This window comes from Ruegeria sp. THAF57 (assembly GCF_903914075.1).
In the GTDB taxonomy this organism is placed as follows: Bacteria; Pseudomonadota; Alphaproteobacteria; order Rhodobacterales; family Rhodobacteraceae; genus Ruegeria.
In genome coordinates, this window is record NZ_CAIWNQ010000002.1 from 357,191 (window position 1) to 372,958 (window position 15,768).

The 15,768-nt window shown below is 59.0% G+C and carries 23 protein-coding genes; 10 read left to right on the top strand and 13 right to left on the bottom strand.

The genetic code is table 11. From position 1 onward, the window contains the following. Positions 1-51: 51 nt before the first annotated feature. Positions 52-969, bottom strand: a complete 918-nt coding sequence (locus tag RUESEDTHA_RS05780) for a hydrogen peroxide-inducible genes activator (RefSeq protein WP_180885197.1) — start codon at positions 967-969, stop codon at positions 52-54. Positions 970-1,065: 96 nt separating this feature from the next. Here RUESEDTHA_RS05780 and RUESEDTHA_RS05785 point away from each other — a divergent pair, with 96 nt between their 5' ends. Beyond that, on the top strand, positions 1,066-2,028 hold the full coding sequence (locus RUESEDTHA_RS05785) for a sodium-dependent bicarbonate transport family permease (protein ID WP_180885199.1): 963 nt from the start codon (positions 1,066-1,068) through the stop codon (positions 2,026-2,028). A 4-nt stretch (positions 2,029-2,032) separates the two neighbouring features. Here the strand turns inward: RUESEDTHA_RS05785 and RUESEDTHA_RS05790 are convergent, their stop codons facing one another. Genes RUESEDTHA_RS05790 through RUESEDTHA_RS05805 form a run of 4 tightly spaced genes read right to left on the bottom strand, consistent with a single transcriptional unit; the run spans position 2,033 to position 4,948 of the window. Then, positions 2,033-2,935 (bottom strand): OmpA family protein, encoded by a 903-nt coding sequence (locus tag RUESEDTHA_RS05790; protein ID WP_180885201.1) that lies wholly within the window; start codon positions 2,933-2,935, stop codon positions 2,033-2,035. Then, complete coding sequence (locus RUESEDTHA_RS05795; protein WP_180885203.1) at positions 2,932-3,504, bottom strand: peroxidase-related enzyme; 573 nt, start codon at positions 3,502-3,504, stop codon at positions 2,932-2,934. Before RUESEDTHA_RS05795 ends, RUESEDTHA_RS05790 begins: the two co-directional genes overlap by 4 nt. After that, positions 3,501-4,172 carry a GNAT family N-acetyltransferase gene (locus RUESEDTHA_RS05800; protein WP_180885930.1) on the bottom strand — a complete coding sequence of 224 codons (672 nt, stop codon included), beginning with the start codon at positions 4,170-4,172 and terminating at the stop codon, positions 3,501-3,503. The genes RUESEDTHA_RS05795 and RUESEDTHA_RS05800 overlap by 4 nt, the downstream gene beginning before the upstream one ends. 53 nt (positions 4,173-4,225) lie before the next feature. Beyond that, complete coding sequence (locus RUESEDTHA_RS05805) at positions 4,226-4,948, bottom strand: molybdopterin-binding protein (RefSeq protein WP_180885928.1); 723 nt, start codon at positions 4,946-4,948, stop codon at positions 4,226-4,228. 52 nt (positions 4,949-5,000) lie between these two features. Here RUESEDTHA_RS05805 and sfsA point away from each other — a divergent pair, with 52 nt between their 5' ends. Then, positions 5,001-5,699 (top strand): DNA/RNA nuclease SfsA, encoded by a 699-nt coding sequence (gene sfsA, locus RUESEDTHA_RS05810; protein WP_180885205.1) that lies wholly within the window; start codon positions 5,001-5,003, stop codon positions 5,697-5,699. 169 nt (positions 5,700-5,868) lie between these two features. Continuing rightward, the gene (locus RUESEDTHA_RS05815) at positions 5,869-6,240 is read left to right on the top strand and encodes a lipoprotein (protein ID WP_180885207.1); all 372 of its coding nucleotides are present in this window, start codon (positions 5,869-5,871) and stop codon (positions 6,238-6,240) included. Between the two features lie 60 nt (positions 6,241-6,300). Here the strand turns inward: RUESEDTHA_RS05815 and RUESEDTHA_RS05820 are convergent, their stop codons facing one another. After that, positions 6,301-6,681 carry a hypothetical protein gene (locus RUESEDTHA_RS05820; protein ID WP_180885208.1) on the bottom strand — a complete coding sequence of 127 codons (381 nt, stop codon included), beginning with the start codon at positions 6,679-6,681 and terminating at the stop codon, positions 6,301-6,303. 187 nt (positions 6,682-6,868) lie between these two features. Between RUESEDTHA_RS05820 and map the strand changes: the two genes are divergently transcribed. Further along, a complete protein-coding gene (gene map / locus RUESEDTHA_RS05825; protein WP_171124164.1) occupies positions 6,869-7,681 on the top strand; it encodes a type I methionyl aminopeptidase in 813 nt (270 codons plus the stop codon). Here map and RUESEDTHA_RS05830 read toward each other — a convergent pair. The 3 genes from RUESEDTHA_RS05830 to RUESEDTHA_RS05840 are packed head-to-tail and all read right to left on the bottom strand — an operon-like array spanning position 7,669 to position 9,658. Beyond that, positions 7,669-7,848 (bottom strand): hypothetical protein, encoded by a 180-nt coding sequence (locus tag RUESEDTHA_RS05830; protein WP_180885211.1) that lies wholly within the window; start codon positions 7,846-7,848, stop codon positions 7,669-7,671. The two genes, map and RUESEDTHA_RS05830, sit on opposite strands and share 13 nt — an antisense overlap. 44 nt (positions 7,849-7,892) lie before the next feature. Continuing rightward, a complete protein-coding gene (rsmD, locus tag RUESEDTHA_RS05835) occupies positions 7,893-8,450 on the bottom strand; it encodes a 16S rRNA (guanine(966)-N(2))-methyltransferase RsmD (RefSeq protein ID WP_180885213.1) in 558 nt (185 codons plus the stop codon). Beyond that, positions 8,447-9,658, bottom strand: coding sequence for an NAD(P)/FAD-dependent oxidoreductase (locus tag RUESEDTHA_RS05840; RefSeq protein ID WP_180885214.1), 1,212 nt, complete (start codon positions 9,656-9,658; stop codon positions 8,447-8,449). The genes rsmD and RUESEDTHA_RS05840 overlap by 4 nt, the downstream gene beginning before the upstream one ends. A gap of 99 nt (positions 9,659-9,757) precedes the next feature. On the opposite strand from RUESEDTHA_RS05840, the gene RUESEDTHA_RS05845 reads away from it, so the two are divergent. From RUESEDTHA_RS05845 to RUESEDTHA_RS05860, 4 genes are all read left to right on the top strand, one after another. Then, positions 9,758-10,243: a peroxiredoxin gene (locus RUESEDTHA_RS05845; RefSeq protein ID WP_171211657.1), complete on the top strand. Its 486-nt coding sequence runs from the start codon at positions 9,758-9,760 to the stop codon at positions 10,241-10,243. Between the two features lie 101 nt (positions 10,244-10,344). Beyond that, positions 10,345-10,590, top strand: a complete 246-nt coding sequence (locus RUESEDTHA_RS05850) for a glycine zipper 2TM domain-containing protein (RefSeq protein WP_180885216.1) — start codon at positions 10,345-10,347, stop codon at positions 10,588-10,590. Continuing rightward, complete coding sequence (locus RUESEDTHA_RS05855) at positions 10,584-10,949, top strand: EF-hand domain-containing protein (protein ID WP_180885218.1); 366 nt, start codon at positions 10,584-10,586, stop codon at positions 10,947-10,949. Before RUESEDTHA_RS05850 ends, RUESEDTHA_RS05855 begins: the two co-directional genes overlap by 7 nt. Positions 10,950-10,977: 28 nt before the next feature. After that, complete coding sequence (locus tag RUESEDTHA_RS05860) at positions 10,978-11,289, top strand: hypothetical protein (RefSeq protein ID WP_171122999.1); 312 nt, start codon at positions 10,978-10,980, stop codon at positions 11,287-11,289. Here RUESEDTHA_RS05860 and RUESEDTHA_RS05865 read toward each other — a convergent pair. The 4 genes from RUESEDTHA_RS05865 to RUESEDTHA_RS05880 are packed head-to-tail and all read right to left on the bottom strand — an operon-like array spanning position 11,286 to position 14,028. Beyond that, positions 11,286-11,579 (bottom strand): 4a-hydroxytetrahydrobiopterin dehydratase, encoded by a 294-nt coding sequence (locus RUESEDTHA_RS05865; RefSeq protein ID WP_170387748.1) that lies wholly within the window; start codon positions 11,577-11,579, stop codon positions 11,286-11,288. The genes RUESEDTHA_RS05860 and RUESEDTHA_RS05865 overlap by 4 nt on opposite strands. Further along, positions 11,576-12,763 (bottom strand): GNAT family N-acetyltransferase, encoded by a 1,188-nt coding sequence (locus RUESEDTHA_RS05870; protein WP_180885220.1) that lies wholly within the window; start codon positions 12,761-12,763, stop codon positions 11,576-11,578. Before RUESEDTHA_RS05870 ends, RUESEDTHA_RS05865 begins: the two co-directional genes overlap by 4 nt. Positions 12,764-12,808: 45 nt before the next feature. Then, complete coding sequence (locus RUESEDTHA_RS05875) at positions 12,809-13,576, bottom strand: glycerophosphodiester phosphodiesterase family protein (RefSeq protein ID WP_180885222.1); 768 nt, start codon at positions 13,574-13,576, stop codon at positions 12,809-12,811. Next, on the bottom strand, positions 13,573-14,028 hold the full coding sequence (locus RUESEDTHA_RS05880; RefSeq protein WP_180885224.1) for a RidA family protein: 456 nt from the start codon (positions 14,026-14,028) through the stop codon (positions 13,573-13,575). Before RUESEDTHA_RS05880 ends, RUESEDTHA_RS05875 begins: the two co-directional genes overlap by 4 nt. 343 nt (positions 14,029-14,371) lie before the next feature. Here RUESEDTHA_RS05880 and RUESEDTHA_RS05885 point away from each other — a divergent pair, with 343 nt between their 5' ends. After that, a complete protein-coding gene (locus tag RUESEDTHA_RS05885) occupies positions 14,372-15,142 on the top strand; it encodes a VacJ family lipoprotein (protein ID WP_171123229.1) in 771 nt (256 codons plus the stop codon). Continuing rightward, the gene (locus tag RUESEDTHA_RS05890; protein WP_180885226.1) at positions 15,132-15,740 is read left to right on the top strand and encodes a phospholipid-binding protein MlaC; all 609 of its coding nucleotides are present in this window, start codon (positions 15,132-15,134) and stop codon (positions 15,738-15,740) included. The genes RUESEDTHA_RS05885 and RUESEDTHA_RS05890 overlap by 11 nt, the downstream gene beginning before the upstream one ends. Positions 15,741-15,768 lie beyond the last annotated feature (28 nt).

Here is a 15,768-nt window from a genome sequence, read left to right on the forward strand (position 1 = left end):
TTTCTCCCCGGTGAAGACTTTACGACCCGCGCATGTTGTGCGGGTCTTTTTTTATTCAGGCGAAACCGTCAACCCCATGTCGCGTGCAACCGCGCGCAGAGATTGCGTCAGAATATTCCGGCCGGGCAGGTCGTCTTCCCCACGGCGCGCCAACAACGCGATATCGCGATTGGCATTTGGAATAGCCAAGGGGCGCAACCGAACCTCATCGCGGTAGATACCCTGCCGACGGGCGTACAAATCGGGCAAGACGGCGACTCCGACCCCCGACGCCGCCATCAATACAATCGAATCCAGCGTTGTTCCTTCATATTCGTCCGACACGACACCGCCACACTCGGCGGCCAGCGCATATACGATCCGGGACAGACGATGGCTTTGATCCAGCGTCAGAATCAGGCGGTCGCGCAGGTCTTCGGCGGTGACGCCATGCAAATCCCGCGCCAGCATGTCGTCAATGGCCACGCCGATCCACAAGGTTTCATTGAACAGACGCTGCTGCATCGTGTTGGGATGATCTTCGGGGGTTGAGATTATCAGGTCAAAGCGTCCGGCCTTTAGCCCCTGTTCCAGATCGCGTGTATTCTCTTCGCGCACAACAATCCGCAGGCCCGGCCGATCCTGGTGAATCTTTTTGATGGCCTGCGGCAATAGATACGGGCCAATTGAAGGCAAAACGCCCAACCTCAACCGTCCGCCGACCGGCGCGTCGCTGGTCATTGCGTGGCGCAGGTCCTGAACCTCGGCCAATATCTTTTGGGCGCGTGAAATGAACGCCTCGCCTTTGGCCGTCGCGTGAACACCGCCCCTGTTCCGTTCGAAAATGCGCAGGCCAAGCTCTTGTTCTACTGCCGATATCTGCGCTGACAGGCTGGGTTGGCTGACATTCAGCACGTCTGCTGCAAGCCCGAACCGGCCAAGGCGACTGACAGTGACGATATATTCAAGCTGACGCAGGGTTGGGCGCACTTCATAGCCTCAAACTATGTTAAATTTAGTAAGATAATATTGGGATAATACATTTCGACAAGGCACCTAGCCCAAAAACCGGGACAGGAGCCGCAAATGCCAACCGTAATCGACACGCTGTCCAGCAATTTGCTGGTCCCAACGATCCTTTTCTTCGCGCTTGGGCTGCTGGCCGCCTTTGTGCGCAGCGATCTTTCGATCCCCGCGGGTGCGGCCAAGTTCATGTCGCTGTATCTGCTGTTAGCCATCGGATTTAAAGGCGGCAGCAATCTGGCCGAGCATGGCATCCACCTGCACCTGTTTCTAACCCTTCTGGGTGGCGTGGCGCTGTCCTTTGCCATTCCGTTCGTGGCCTTTGGTTTGCTGCGGGTCATGACCCGGCTGGACCCGCTGAACGCGGCTGCGGTCGCGGGGCACTATGGGTCGATTTCGATCGTCACTTTCGTGACCGCCACAAGCCTGCTGGACCTTGTCGGCCTCAGCCATGACGGGTTCATGGTCGCCGTCGCCGCCGCGATGGAGGTGCCCGCCATCCTGTCCGCGCTGTGGCTTGCCCACAGATCAAATGGCAATGGCGTCAAGGATGCAGGGCTTTGGCGCGATTTGCTGGCAAACGGGTCGATTGTCCTGCTGACCGGTGCGTTCTTCATCGGGGCCATAACCGGTGGTGAGGGGATGCAGATGATCGCGCCATTCATCGTGACGCCCTTTACCGGTATCCTCTGCCTGTTTCTTCTGGACATGGGCCTTTCAGCCGGGCGGAGCCTGCTGAGTAACCGCGATAAATTGTCGGTGGGGCTGTTTGGCTTTGGTGTGCTGATGCCCCTGATCGGAGCGATGATGGCCTGGGCCGTCGGCGCAGTGATCGGCCTGTCCGAAGGCAGCCTGTTCCTGCTGATGGTGTTATCCGCGTCGGCCTCCTACATCGCGGTGCCAGCGGCAATGAAGATCGCGCTGCCCAAGGCCGAGTCCGGGATTTACCTGACCCTTTCGCTGGGAGTTTCGTTCCCGTTCAACATCACGGTTGGATTGCCGCTTTACCTGTGGTGGGTGATGTGACGGATCAGTTGACCAACAAAATCGCCTCGACCCGGCGGTTCAGGTCCCTGCCCTCGGGCGTGGCGTTCGAGGTCAACGGGGCAAGATAACCGATACCGCGCGCCTCAAGCCGGTCTGCCGCGACACCATGTTTTTCGATCAGGCGGACGCGAACCGCCTGAGCCCGCCCTGTGCTGACCGAGATATTTGCCTCGAGCGTGCCGGTGTCATCTGTGTTGCCCACAAGGGCCATCCGCACCGCCGGGTTGTCTTTCAGATATGCAGCGATCAGCGCAAGCGACGCAAAGGGGCCGTCGCCCAACGTGATCTCACCGGTGCGAAAATGCAGATCGTCCAGAATGACATGACCGTTCTGTTCAAGATCAGCCAGCAACCCCTGCGACTGTTCCACTGTCTCTTCGATAACAAGCGGCGGAGGGGCCTCGGCATCTGCAGGCGACACGCGGATCATCTGAACATAACCATCGGGCGGGTTGCGGCTGACCAGCAGGCTCAACGCCTCGTCCCCGCGCGTGGCGGACAAAAAGCGATAGTCCTGAATGGCGACATACATGTCGGGCGTTGGCACAACCTCGGTTCCAAAGCGGAAGTCAAAGCCGCCGCAGGTGCGCGCCTCACACTCAAACAACACATCGAACCCTTGCGCCTGAATCTGATCCCGCAGCGGTTCCAGCAACTGCAGCGTTGTGCTGGACCCCGCCTGCAAGCGCCAGGTCAAACGCTCAACCCGGCCTTCGACCGTTCGGGCGGGCACAGAGCCGTCGGCAAATACCCCGGTTGGCATGTCATAGCTGTCCAGAGCACTGGTCCTGTCGCTGACCAGACGCGAACCAGAAGACATCGTCAGGTCTTGCGCGGCAGTCGGCCCAGCCCACAGGGCCAGTATGAGGGTGAGGTTTCGGATCATCGGGCCTGCGCGTGATATTCTTCATTGGGGGCCATCGCCGTGGCGCTGGCAACCCGGTTGGACATGTTAAAAAAGCCGGTCACATTGGCAATGTCCCAGATATCGCGGTCCGAGAAACCCGCGTCACGCAGGTGCTGACGGTCAGGTTCTTCGATCTCGGTACTGGCGGTCGTCATCTTTGCCGCAAAATCCAACATGGCGCGTTGACGCGTGTCCAAGGGGGCAACACGGTAGTTCATCACCAACATCTCACCCAGTTGCGGATTGCCAGATAATTGCCGGACCGCTGCACCATGGGCCACAAGACAGTAAAAGCACTTGTTGATGGCCGAGACTACAACGGCGATCATCTCACGTTCCAGCTTGGACAGGCCACTGTCGCCCAACATCAGATCATTATACATCCCCGTAAAGCCATTCAGCTTGTCGATATCGAACGCATACGCCTTTAGTACGTTTGGCACAAAACCCAGCTTTTCGACGCAGATATCAAAGTACTTTTGGGTTTCAGGCGGCAGAGGGTCGGCCATCGGCAGGTTCAGGGCTGTTGGCAGGGTGTGATCAGTCACGTCGGGCTCTCTCCTTGGGTAAGCTGACGGTAATGGTATTCTCCGACGATCTCCATCCCAAGCGCATGATAGAGACCGTTAGCCCCATCATTTGCCTTGGTACAGATCACGCTAAGCGTTTCAGCGCCTTGCTCCTGCGCCCAGAACGCCGCGGCGCGCATAGCCCACCGGCCCAAGCCATGACGACGGTGCAACGGCAAAATCTCCAACGCGTGCACCATGGCGATCGTGTCATGCAGCGAGACAAAAGCAGTTCCCGCAGGCTGGTCCGCGTGCCGCAGCAACAGCCCGGTTTTCGGCCCCGGTGCGCGATGCATCACGGCCAGACGGTCGGGGCCGATACCCCCCTTGGCCCAGATTTCGTTCATGATTGCCAACGGATCCCAGATGGCAAAGGCCGTGACACGGGGGATCGGGATAACCGTCAGATGTTCAACCGGGCAGGAATAGATGTTGACCGGGTCCAAAACGTCATACCCACGGTTCGCAAGCTGTCGGTCCAGCACCTCATCCCCCTGCCAAATACAGAATATGCGCTTTTGCCCCATGGCCTGCATCGCAGCTTCGGCCTCTTCAATGTCAGCTATTGCCGCCGGGGCAAGTGCACTTGCAGCCGAAACACGAGAACCCCCGCCCAGCCCCCGCCGCAACCGAAACGGGCCCTGCATCTTGTACTCGGCAGCTGGCCAAGTGCCATCGACCACGTCGCCCCAGTGCAGCGTCAAAGGTCCAGCTCTTTCGCCAGTCGGGTAGTGGCCGCGTCAACGCGCGCGCCGTCGGTCCCCCGGATAACAACATTGGACCCGAATACGCCGTTGACCTGAAATGGATAGCTGCCAATGGAAAGGTCCGGAAAATCCTCGGCCAACACGGACAACGTCGCGGCGATGTCGCCTTCCCCACGATCCACCCGCAGGGTTTGCGACAATAGCGGGCTGCCGCGGGTCAACCCATGCAGAACGCTGGCGACCATTGCCTGAAATACCGAAGGAACCCCGGCCATCACATGAACGTTCTCGATAGTAAAGCCCGGTGCAGTTGAAACCGGATTGTCAATCAGCGCTGCACCGTCAGGGACGCGCGCCATGCGCAGGCGCGCCGCATTCAGCTCCAGCCCGGATTTCTCGTAATGCGCCTCAAGCAGGGCACGTGCGTCGTCACGAATATCAATCGGCGCGTCGAAAGCGCGGGCAATACAGTCGGCAGTGATGTCGTCATGGGTCGGACCGATCCCACCGCTGGTAAAGACGTGGTCATGGGTTGCAGACAGCGCCTTGACCGCTGCTTCGATTGCGGCGGCCTCGTCGCTGACGACCCGCACCTCTTTCAGGTCAATGCCCAGCTTGGTCAGTTCACCGGCAAGGTAGTGCATATTGGCGTCGCGCGTGCGGCCCGACAGGATCTCATCCCCGATCACCAGCATTGCGGCGGTTGGATTGGCCATGGCACGTGCCCCCCTCTTGATCGACCCTTTGGGCAGGTATAGGCCCTTGGCCATGCGATTTGAAACCCCTCTTGTCCCCGCCCGCCTGATCCGCCGATACAAACGCTTTCTGGCTGATTGCAGGCTGGAGGACGGGCGCGAGGTGACCGCCCATTGCGCCAATCCGGGGTCGATGATGGGTCTGGCGGAACCAGAGCAGAAAATCTGGCTGGAACCCAATGACGACCTGAAGAAAAAGCTGAAATACGGCTGGCGGCTGGTCGATCATGAAAACGGCCATTTCACCGGCGTCGATACGTCCGTTCCGAACAAAGCCCTGCGCGCAGCCTTGGAGGCGCGGGATATCCCTGAACTGGCCGCCTATGAAACCGTCCGCCCCGAGGTGAAATACGGCGAAAACAGCCGCATCGACTTTCTGCTGACCCAACCCGGCCTTCCAGATGCCTATGTCGAAGTCAAAAGTGTGACCCTGTCGCGCCAGCCGGGGCTGGCGGAATTCCCCGACAGCGTCACTGCACGCGGCACCAAACATCTGGGCGAGCTGTCGGCGATGGTGGCACGGGGTCACCGGGCGATCATGCTGTACCTTGTGCAGCGCACAGATTGCGACCGGTTTTCGTTGGCCGCCGATATAGACCCAACTTATGCCGACACGTTTAATACCGTTCAGGCGCAAGGGGTGGAACGTCTGGTCTACACGACACGCATCTCACCCGAAGGTGTTTGGGTACTACCTAAGCCTCTGGTCTAAGTCGCAGTCGAACACTTTTTCAGGGTCGGATCACTTCTGAAAGCCGCGTGAAAAATTGACCGCCACTCGCCTTAAAAGTGCCACACTGCAGCAGCACACACAACTTGAAGGGTGGGTCTGACACGACAGAATCCGGCCTTCCAGTTCCGAGGCAATATCAGAGACATCAATGAAAAAGACATTTTCCGTACTTATCGCCGCGCTCACCCTGACCGCCTGTTCCGTGGACCCCCAAGCGGCGGCAACCCGCCGTGCCACACTGGTTCAAAGTGTTTTCCCAAACCCTGCTGACCAACAAGGTCTGGATCTGGCATTTCCACTGGAATCAGGTGGCGTTTACAAGACCATTGAAATCGGCTTCTTCCCTGACGAAGTGACCGAGCCCGAAGTCAGACGCCGCGTTGCAGCATTCTGCGCAGGTCAGGCCAGCCCAAGGCTAACCGGACAAGTCGCAATCAAAAAAGACCTTGGTGTCAGCAACAGAACGCAGGCCGACGGGTCAGTCCGCCCCGTGCATTTCATTTTCTACACTTGCGTCTGAGACAAACAAAAAACTGCAAGCGCCCTCGATCATAGGGTCGGGGGGCTTGCAAAATCCGGCTCAGTTCAAGAAGCGAAAATTTCCCAGAAATGAACCGCTTATCGGGCTTTTTCCCCGAAATTGACCATCTTCGCTTTGACCAACCACGGCGCAAAGCTCTTGCCCTTGTCGGAAGTTCGCCCACCGGCTGCAGATTTTGTCACCGTCCAGCCACCAGGTTCCGGTGTCGCGCCCAAGATGGGGGACTGTGGCCTCGAAGCTTCCGTCGCGCCGCAGAGTGGCGGTACCAGAGATATGGAACCGCTCAAACGCAATCTTTCGGCTGATGTTCAGTTCCGACGCCAACTCCTGCGCTGTCAGGGTTCTATGGTCCTCGCGGCAGCCGCCCAGAAAGACCGCCACAGCGAAAACAAGCCATCTGTTCACATCAAGAATCTTCATTCTGCCACGCTGAACGGAAAACAGTGCTGGCGCAGCATAACAGAGGCAGACAGAGACCTTTGCTTGAAATTCCCGTGCTCAACGCCATTTGAACAGTTGAAAAAACCCGCGACCCATCGCCCTCTGGTACTTTCTGCACAAGCAGCGTAAAAGAAATGCTGCGCGAAACATTTGGAGCCTCGCACCGATGAAGGAACATCGTGGCCGTCTGACCAAGGACGGTATCCGCATCTATGAACAGGGCGACTTTGCCGGCATGCACGCGGCAGGGGCCTTGGCTGCGCGGATTCTGGATGACATTGCTGAGCATGTTTTTCCCGGTCAGACCACCGGGGCGATTGACGGCCTGATCACCCAGATGGTCGAGGACGCAGGCGCGACATCGGCCACCATCGGCTATAAGGGCTATCAGCACGCAAGCTGTATCAGCGTCAATCACGTGGTTTGCCACGGCATTCCCGGCGACAAGCGGCTAAAGGATGGCGATATCCTGAATATCGACGTCACCGTCATCGTCGACGGCTGGTTTGGAGACACCTCGCGGATGTATGTCGCGGGCAAACTGCCCCGCAAGGCGGAACGCCTGATTCAGGTAACGCATGACGCCCTGTTCAAGGGGATCGAGATGGTCAAGCCGGGCAACACGTTCGGCGATATCGGCCACGCGATTCAGGCCTATGTCGAAGCGCATCGCATGAGCGTTGTGCGTGATTTCTGTGGTCACGGTCTGGGGCGTGTTTTCCACGCACCGCCCAACGTCCTACATTATGGCCGGCCGGGTACGGGCGCGGTATTGGAAGAGGGCATGTTCTTCACGATCGAACCGATGGTGAACCTTGGGCGGCCCGAAACCAAGACCCTGTCCGACGACTGGACGGCCGTGACGCGCGACAAGTCCCTGTCCGCGCAGTTCGAACATTCGGTGGGCGTGACGGCAGATGGGTTTGACATCTTCACCCTGTCACCGGGCAACAAGTTCCACCCGACCTATTCGTCTTGATCGGCGTCCTGATCGCGCCAGAGTTTCAAGAGCAGTGTTTCAGACCCCCAAGGCGTCACCGCGTCATGGATGAAGACCGGCGCGCGCATCGGTTTGCGCGCGGGGCCGGTATCGGCTGCGGCCTCATGTGACGATGCCCAGATCGGAGGGGTCAATACACGGTCCATGAACACAGCCTAACACAATCAACCAAGTTCCCCAAAGGCACGCCTTATGCATCCGAGACACCCTTCCACATCAACGTGATATGCGTATCGCCATATTTGCGGCTGTTTTGCAGGGTGAATCCTTCGGGCGGCGGCATGGGCGCGTTTTCTTCCCACACGATCAGGGCGTCATCGGCGATCCAGCCGCGCAGCGCGCCGATTGCCTTTTCCCCCATGGATTTGCCGTAAGGCGGATCAAGGAAGATCAGATCGTAAGGCGCGTCGGGATTGTCACCCAACCGGGTCGCGTCGCGGCGGATCAACCGGGTTCGGTCGGCGCTGTGCGTCAGGTCGATATTCTTGCGGATCAGACCCTGCGCCACGCGCCCATCGTCAACAAAGGTCACATGGGCCGCCCCGCGCGACAGCGCCTCAAACCCCAACGCGCCGGTGCCCGCGAACAAGTCCAGCACGCGCAGCCCGTCAAAGTCGATCTGATGGGTCAGCACGTTGAACAGGCTTTCGCGCACCCGATCGGTTGTGGGCCGCAAATGCGCGCCCGCATCGCCCTTACCGACCGAGGCCAAAGCCCGGCCGCGGAATTCTCCGGCAATGATCCTCACGCTTTGAGCAGCGGTTTAAGGTCCGCTGTGGGATCGGCCACCACGGCGGGATCAGCCGTTTTGCCCGCATCAATCAGACGTTTGCCGACCATATAGGCGCGCGGGTCGTTCATAGCGTCCACCGCGATCAACTGATCGCTCTTGTAATACCAGAAGGACACGGTCTGCCCCTCACCCCGCCGGGTCACAACGCGATCATAGCCGGTGTTAAGACCGGCGATTTGCAGCTTGACGTCATACTGATCCGACCAGAACCACGGTGTCGCAGTATAATCCTTGGCCGCCCCTAGCATGTTCTGGGCCACGATCTCGGCCTGATCAATGGCGTTGGGCACGCTTTCCAGACGGATACGCCCCCCGGCATGAGGGAAAGACGCGCAATCCCCCGCCGCCCAGATAAACGGATCGGATGTGCGCCCATGCGCGTTGGTCTTGATGCCGTTATCAAGCTCCAGCCCTGCCATCTCGGCCAGTTGGGTCGCAGGTGCGATGCCCACGCCCACAACAACAAAATCAACGTCAATCTCTGACCCATCGGTCAGAACCGCCCCTGTCACCTTGCCATCCTCGCCCAGCAGACGGTCCAGCCCGACGCCCTCGCGGATATCAGCCCCATACCCCGTATGCAGCGCGCGGAAGTAGTCGCTGGTCTCGGGCGCGGCCACACGTTGCAGGATACGGTCGGCCATCTCGACAAGGGTCACCTTGACCCCACGCTTGGCGCAAACCGCCGCAGCCTCAAGCCCGATATAGCCGCCGCCCACGATCAGCGCACGGGCGCCGTCGGTCACGCCCGGCTCCATCTCGTCGATATGGGCCAGATCGCGCACCACATGCACGCCCGCCAGATCACCGCCAATTGCAGCAGGCAGGCGACGCGGATCCGACCCGGTGGTCAGGGCCAATTCGTCATAGTGCATGACCTCATCGCCCAGCGACACAGTCTTGGCCTGCGGATCAATCGCGGTCACGCGCTGACCCAGACGCAGAGTGATGTTGTTCTCGGCATAAAAACTCTCGGGGCGTAGGAACAGACGCTCCAACTCCATCTCGCCCAGCAGATAAGCCTTGGACAAGGGGGGGCGCTGATAGGGCAAATGCGGCTCGGCCCCGATCAGGGTGATATCGCCTGCAAACCCATCCTTGCGCAGCCGCGCCACCAGCGATGCACCCGCCTGCCCGGCACCAATTACGACAATATGGCTCATCTTTCCCTCACCCTGTCGAATTCCCGTGGCCTGATCCACGCGACCACCTATATTGCGGCTAAGCCCGACTCTGCAAATCCAAACGACAGGAGCATAAAAATGATTTCAACAGGTGACACGCTGCCCGACGCCACCCTAACCCAGATGGGTGCAGAAGGCCCCGAAGAGGTTCGGATTTCAGATAAGACCAAAGGGCGCAAAGTAGTGATTTTCGCCGTGCCCGGCGCGTTCACACCCACCTGCCATTCGGCCCATGTGCCCAGCTTCATGCGCACCAAGGACCAATTCAGCGCAAAAGGCGTGGATGAGATCATCTGTGTCTCGGTCAACGACCCCTTCGTGATGAAAGCCTGGGGCGAGGCCACCGGCGCGTCTGATGCGGGCCTGACCATGCTGGCCGATGCTGCGTCCGAATTCACCAAAGCCATCGGCATGGACTTCGACGCCCCGCCCGCCGGGCTGATCGCGCGGTCGAAGCGCTATGCGATGTTGGTCGAGGATGGCAAGGTCACGGCTCTAAATCTGGAAGAAAACCCCGGCGCATGTGAAATTTCGGCCGGTGAGGGCCTGTTGGACGTTATCTGACGCGGTCTGGCCCCGGCACATCCGGGGCCAAAACCTCTATTTAACTTGATAGACTGCCCCGTTGCGCGAATACTCGACCTGTATTCATCAGGGAGTTGTTTATGAGGCTCAAGGTTTTTGCCCTTTGTCTGGGCACAGCAGGCGCATTGGCCGCTTGCGGTCCGGCCCCCACCCCGCAACAACAAGCCGCCCGCCAGCATGAGATCGCGTGTCTCAGCGGCACGGTTGGCGGGGCGCTTTTGGGCGGAGTGATCGGCAACCAGTTTGGCGGCGGGTCCGGCAAGACGATCTTGACAGCGGCAGGTGCTGCGGTTGGCGGGATCGAAGGTCAGAGGTTCACATGCTGAGAGGACGCGTCATGAAACTTGGGTTGGTGACACTTGGCCTGACACTTTTGGCAGGGACCGCAACGGCCGAAACCACTGCAGAACTGCATGAAAATGAGCTGAAAGCGATCGACGCGAACAACGATGGATTCCTGTCCAAGGACGAGTTCAACGCCTTTTCCGATTATGCGTTTCAGGCAATGGACGAGGACAAGAACGGCACCCTTGGTCTGGAAGAGGCCAAGCCGTTTCTGGACATAAAACAATTCCAAAGCGTTGACCGCAACCGGGACAACCTTATCTCTCGTGCAGAATACGACGCGCAGATGAATGAGGATTTTTCATCTGCCGATCAGAACGGAAACGGACAGTTGGACTAGCGTCGGTCGAACCGGACAGGAGCGTGCAATGAACAAGTGGTTTACTCTGGGTGTTCTTGGCGTACTTGCGGCCTGCGATGTGCCACAAGCACCCGTGGTCACAGGTCCCGACGGCCAACAACAAATTCAGATCAGCACCAGCGGCCTGACCTGTTATGAGTCGCGTTGCCTCGAGATCAACCCTGCCGCCAGATCCGTGCGCATGGTCGGGAACCGTCGAACCGGAATACCCGGCAATATTGATGTCAGCGACGGCACGGTTACCCCTGCCGAATTCAGGCGTCTGGGTGAAGTCGCCAGCCTTGCCGGAGGCATGGGCTCACGCGGGGATCGCGGCTAGGCCAGGCTGTCCATCTTGCGGGCAAGTTTTGCGTCAAGCGACGACAGCCCGCCGACGTCATGCGTTGAAAGCGTCACTTCGACCGTGCGGTAGACATTGAACCATTCAGGGTGATGGTTCCACTTTTCAGCAAAAATCGCCACCTGCGTCATCCAACCAAACGCATGGACGAAATCTTCGAAAATGAAGGTCTTTGTAATCGCATCCCGGTCCTTGACCATGGTCCAGCCGTTCTTGAACAGCGGGTCCAGAAGGGGGCCGCGGGTCTCGGTCGACAATAGTTCGGTCATTGCTGTTCCTCCGGGTTCGATTTTCTGAACGGGCCGTAATCCGTTAGAATTTCGATCTCTTCTCCCACTGCGTGGGCCTCGGCGTCCAGATATTTCTTGATAGCATCGGCAAAGCCGGGGTCGTTCACCCAATGCAGGCTGTGCGTGCGTGTAGGCAGATAGCCGCGCGCCAGCTTGTGTTCCCCTTGCGCACCAGCTTCGACCCGCGCCAAGCCCTGTGAAATGGCGAAGTCGATCGCCCTATAATAGCACAGTTCGAAATGCAGGCAGGCATGGTGTTCGACGCACCCCCAATACCGGCCAAATAGTGTCTCACGCCCGATGAAATTCAACGCGCCTGCGATCGGGTATCCTTCGCGCTCTGCCAACACCAAAGCCATGTCGTCAGCCATGGTTTCATGCGCAATATCAAAGAATTGTCGCGTCAGATACGGCATGCCCCACTTACGTGACCCCGTGTCCTGATAGAACCGCCAAAACGCATCCCAGTGTTCAGGCCGCAGGTCATCGCCGGTATAGGTGCGGATCTCACCGCCAAAACTGCAAGCCTGTACGCGTTCCTTGCGGATATTCTTGCGTTTGCGCGACGACAGCGCCGCAAGAAACCCATCAAAACCACCGTATTCGTCATTCAACCAGTGGAACTGCTGGGAATGACGAACCATCAGACCCATTTCTTCGCCCACAGCGGCCTCTGCTTCGGTGCAGAAGGTCGCGTGGATGGATGAGACCTGATTGTCCGCCGCCAGCTGCACCGCCCCCTGGACCAAAGCGGACATACCGACCCCTTCATAACCCGGCCGCACCAGAAACCGCCGTCCCGTGGCCGGCGTAAAGGGCACCGCGATCTGCAGCTTGGGGTAATAGCGCCCGCCCGCGTTTTCATAGGCATGTGCCCAGTTGTGATCAAAGATGTACTCGCCCTGAGAATGCGACTTGGCATACATCGGCGCCGCCCCGATCAGCATCCCGTCCAGATAGGCGGTCAGATATTGCGGCTGCCAGCCGGTACCGCGCCCCACCGAACCGCTTTCTTCCAAAGCCAGCAGAAACCGGTGCGTGGTGAAAGGATCAAACGGGCGCCCCCCGTCCAAGGCTTCGGGGCAGGCACAACTGTCCCACTCAGCCGCAGGAATCTGCGCGAGTGAATTCAGTACCCGAACCTCAATCTGTGCCTGATCCATGTGCCCTCCGCGTCTGGTCTTTATCTGTGACGGACAGGGTTGGGTTCAACCCGGATGGTCGGCCAAATACCCCTCGAAGGTCACATTATCGGCAACCTTGCGGGCCTCTGCCTCTTGTTCGGGCGTGCGGACGGTCCAGCACAGGATCGGAACGCCCTGCGCCTTCAACTCGGACACGCGAAGGCGCGCCAGGTCGGCGGCTTCGTGGCTGATAAAGCTGGCTCCGACCCGGTCGAAATCCGGAATGCCGCGCAGATGGTCGCAAACGTCCTGCGGCAACAGCTCGACCTTCGGTTCATAGGCGCAGGTTGTGATCCCACGCGGCAAGTGCGGAGCGATACGCGCCAGTTCCGCCACCGAATTGGGGTTGAACGACATCAGTGCCACAGGGCCGTCATAGCCCTGCAAGGCGCGGACGGTGTCGTGCTCCAACGGGCCGACATTGGGTCCCATGGCGCCATCCTGATCCTTGAGCTCGATCAAAAGGGGAACCTGGCCCGCGACGATGTCCAACACCTCGTCCAGTGTTGGAATGCCGTCATCGCCAAACAGCAACGGCAGCTTTGAAGCCTCAGTCGACCAAACCTGCCGGATGGGACCCGACTGGCCGGTCAAACGCGCCAAATCATAGTCGTGGAACACCACGGCCCGGTCGTCTGCTGTCAGTTGCAGGTCGATCTCGATTCCATATCCGACCTGAATCGCTGCGCGAATGGCCGCCCGGCTGTTTTCCGGGCGGTTGTCCGAGATGTCATGCAAGGCCCGATGCGCGATCGGGGCCTGCAGGAACGCGGCTGGTAAAGCTGGCGTCATGCGATCTCGAAGATACCTTCGATTTCAACCGCAACGCCCAGCGGCAACGACGCAGCACTGACGGCCGAGCGTGAATGGCGGCCCGCTTCGCCCAGCGCCTCGACCAGAAAGTCGGATGCGCCGTTGATCACCTGCGGCTGCGCAGTGAAATCAGCGGTCGAATTCACGAACCCGGTCAGCTTGATCACGCGCACCAGCTTGTCGATATCCCCACCGCAGGCCGCCTTGACCTGTGCCAACAGGTTGATCGCGCAGACCTTCGCCGCGGCGGCACCGGCCTCGATATCCATGTCATCGCCAAGCTTACCGGTAATCAGGCCGTCATCCTTTGAAATCTGGCCCGAGACATAGACAATGTTCCCGATACGCACGAAGGGGACGTAGTTGGCGGCCGGAGCAGGCGCGTCCGGCAAAGTGACGCCCAGGCTTTCCAGTTTTGCTGCGATGCTCATGTGATGATCCTCACCTAAATTCGACTCGGGTGGACGCTAACCGGGTTCAGGGATTTGGAAAAGCACGAAACCGGCGGTTTTGGGGTTGCAGGCGCACTAAGCATAACTTCTCTTATTCCAGAGTGTTCCTCTCTGGTCACTTTACCTTGACCCTTCGTGCGGGTTAAACGCTGGCTGTTTCAATGTATTTGTGAAACACCTATGTGTCATCAAATTGAGCCGCCCCTGCGCGGCCAGAACCAGTATTGATTAAGCGTTCGGCTGTATCGCATCCGAGCATGTTGGAGTGGCAAAAACCGTGTTGAGCAGAATTCGCTTAAAGCCCGTGATCGTCCTGTCCCTTATGGCAGTTCTTGGTGCATGTGCCACACGCCCACCCGAAGGAACGCCTCCGGGGGAAACTTTCGACCCCTACGAAAATGCCAATCGGGGCATCCACAAGTTCAATCTGGGCGTTGACCGGTTCCTGTTCCGCCCGGCCTCGAAGGGATACGTCAAGATCGTCCCTGATCCCATGGTCACCAGTTTTAACCATTTCGCCGAAAACCTGACGATGCCGGGGCAGGCGCTGGATTACCTGCTGCAAGGCAATCTCAAACAATCCGGGAATGCCCTTCTGCGGTTCGTGATCAACACTACCGTCGGCGGCGCGGGCCTGTCCGATCCTGCCAGCGAATTGAATCTGCCGCCGGTGGATACGGACTTCGGCGAAACCCTGCACGTCTGGGGCGTCGGCGAAGGTGCCTATGTGGAACTGCCGTTCTATGGCCCGTCAACCCAGCGGGATTCAATCGGCGTGATTGTCAATCTGTTCTCGAACCCCATCAACTTTACCCCCGTTCGCCCGGTCGACAATATTGGCGTCTACGCCGAGGTTGTACGCCGCATGGGGGATCGGGGCCGGTTCTCGGACACGGTTGATTCAATCCTGTACGAAAGCGCCGACAGTTACAGGCAGGCACAGACCATCTACCTGCAAAACCGGCGCTTTGAACTGGCAAGGGACGATGAAGAGGCCTATTTGGGTCTGTATGACGATCCCTATGCCGAAACCGGGACCGACCCTGTCAGGGACCCCTACCTAGACCCCTACGAGGACCCCTATGCCGAGTAACCATCTGAACCGACGCGGTTTCATCGCCACCGGCCTGGCCGGGGCGCTGATGACCGCCCTCCCTGCTTTTGCCCAGACCGAAGCCAGCGCCAAGGCACTGGTTGTCAGTGTCGTGGATGAAATCAACCGCGTGATCGCCTCGGGTAAGTCCGAAAAAGCGATGATCCGGGATTTTGAGAAAATCTTCGTGAAATATGCCGACGTGCCGATCATGGCGCGCTATGTGCTTGGGGCCGATGGCCGGTCCGCCAGCCCTGCGCAACTGAAGCAATTTACCAGCGCATTTCAGGGCTATATCTCGAACAAATACGGTCGCCGTTTCCGCGAATTCATCGGCGGTCAGGTCACCGTGCGCAATGCCCGCAAAATCAAGGCCGGGTACGAGGTTCGCACCTCGGTCAAGCTGCAGGGATCGTCGCCGTTCGAAGTGACCTTCCTTGTTTCGGACAAGTCGGGGCGCGACAAGTTCTTCAACATGTTCATCGAAGGCGTGAATATGCTGCTGACCGAACGGACCGAGGTCGGGGCCATGCTGGATGCCCGCGGTGGTGACCTGAACCGCCTGATCAAGGACATGAACCGGAACAAGGTGAGCTGATCCGCCTCACGCTCAGAATGGCGCCGCC

What these genes read in the sequence shown, in the direction of transcription:
- RUESEDTHA_RS05785 (WP_180885199.1), top strand. Translation starts at nt 1,066, where the DNA reads ATGCCAACCGTAATCGACACGCTGTCCAGCAATTTGCTGGTCCCAACG.
- RUESEDTHA_RS05790 (WP_180885201.1), bottom strand. Translation starts at nt 2,935, where the DNA reads ATGATCCGAAACCTCACCCTCATACTGGCCCTGTGGGCTGGGCCGACT.
- RUESEDTHA_RS05800 (WP_180885930.1), bottom strand. Translation starts at nt 4,172, where the DNA reads ATGCAGGGCCCGTTTCGGTTGCGGCGGGGGCTGGGCGGGGGTTCTCGT.
- RUESEDTHA_RS05805 (WP_180885928.1), bottom strand. Translation starts at nt 4,948, where the DNA reads ATGGCCAATCCAACCGCCGCAATGCTGGTGATCGGGGATGAGATCCTG.
- sfsA (WP_180885205.1), top strand. Translation starts at nt 5,001, where the DNA reads ATGCGATTTGAAACCCCTCTTGTCCCCGCCCGCCTGATCCGCCGATAC.
- RUESEDTHA_RS05815 (WP_180885207.1), top strand. Translation starts at nt 5,869, where the DNA reads ATGAAAAAGACATTTTCCGTACTTATCGCCGCGCTCACCCTGACCGCC.
- RUESEDTHA_RS05820 (WP_180885208.1), bottom strand. Translation starts at nt 6,681, where the DNA reads ATGAAGATTCTTGATGTGAACAGATGGCTTGTTTTCGCTGTGGCGGTC.
- map (WP_171124164.1), top strand. Translation starts at nt 6,869, where the DNA reads ATGAAGGAACATCGTGGCCGTCTGACCAAGGACGGTATCCGCATCTAT.
- RUESEDTHA_RS05830 (WP_180885211.1), bottom strand. Translation starts at nt 7,848, where the DNA reads ATGGACCGTGTATTGACCCCTCCGATCTGGGCATCGTCACATGAGGCC.
- RUESEDTHA_RS05840 (WP_180885214.1), bottom strand. Translation starts at nt 9,658, where the DNA reads ATGAGCCATATTGTCGTAATTGGTGCCGGGCAGGCGGGTGCATCGCTG.
- RUESEDTHA_RS05845 (WP_171211657.1), top strand. Translation starts at nt 9,758, where the DNA reads ATGATTTCAACAGGTGACACGCTGCCCGACGCCACCCTAACCCAGATG.
- RUESEDTHA_RS05850 (WP_180885216.1), top strand. Translation starts at nt 10,345, where the DNA reads ATGAGGCTCAAGGTTTTTGCCCTTTGTCTGGGCACAGCAGGCGCATTG.
- RUESEDTHA_RS05855 (WP_180885218.1), top strand. Translation starts at nt 10,584, where the DNA reads ATGCTGAGAGGACGCGTCATGAAACTTGGGTTGGTGACACTTGGCCTG.
- RUESEDTHA_RS05860 (WP_171122999.1), top strand. Translation starts at nt 10,978, where the DNA reads ATGAACAAGTGGTTTACTCTGGGTGTTCTTGGCGTACTTGCGGCCTGC.
- RUESEDTHA_RS05865 (WP_170387748.1), bottom strand. Translation starts at nt 11,579, where the DNA reads ATGACCGAACTATTGTCGACCGAGACCCGCGGCCCCCTTCTGGACCCG.
- RUESEDTHA_RS05870 (WP_180885220.1), bottom strand. Translation starts at nt 12,763, where the DNA reads ATGGATCAGGCACAGATTGAGGTTCGGGTACTGAATTCACTCGCGCAG.
- RUESEDTHA_RS05875 (WP_180885222.1), bottom strand. Translation starts at nt 13,576, where the DNA reads ATGACGCCAGCTTTACCAGCCGCGTTCCTGCAGGCCCCGATCGCGCAT.
- RUESEDTHA_RS05880 (WP_180885224.1), bottom strand. Translation starts at nt 14,028, where the DNA reads ATGAGCATCGCAGCAAAACTGGAAAGCCTGGGCGTCACTTTGCCGGAC.
- RUESEDTHA_RS05885 (WP_171123229.1), top strand. Translation starts at nt 14,372, where the DNA reads ATGGCAGTTCTTGGTGCATGTGCCACACGCCCACCCGAAGGAACGCCT.
- RUESEDTHA_RS05890 (WP_180885226.1), top strand. Translation starts at nt 15,132, where the DNA reads ATGCCGAGTAACCATCTGAACCGACGCGGTTTCATCGCCACCGGCCTG.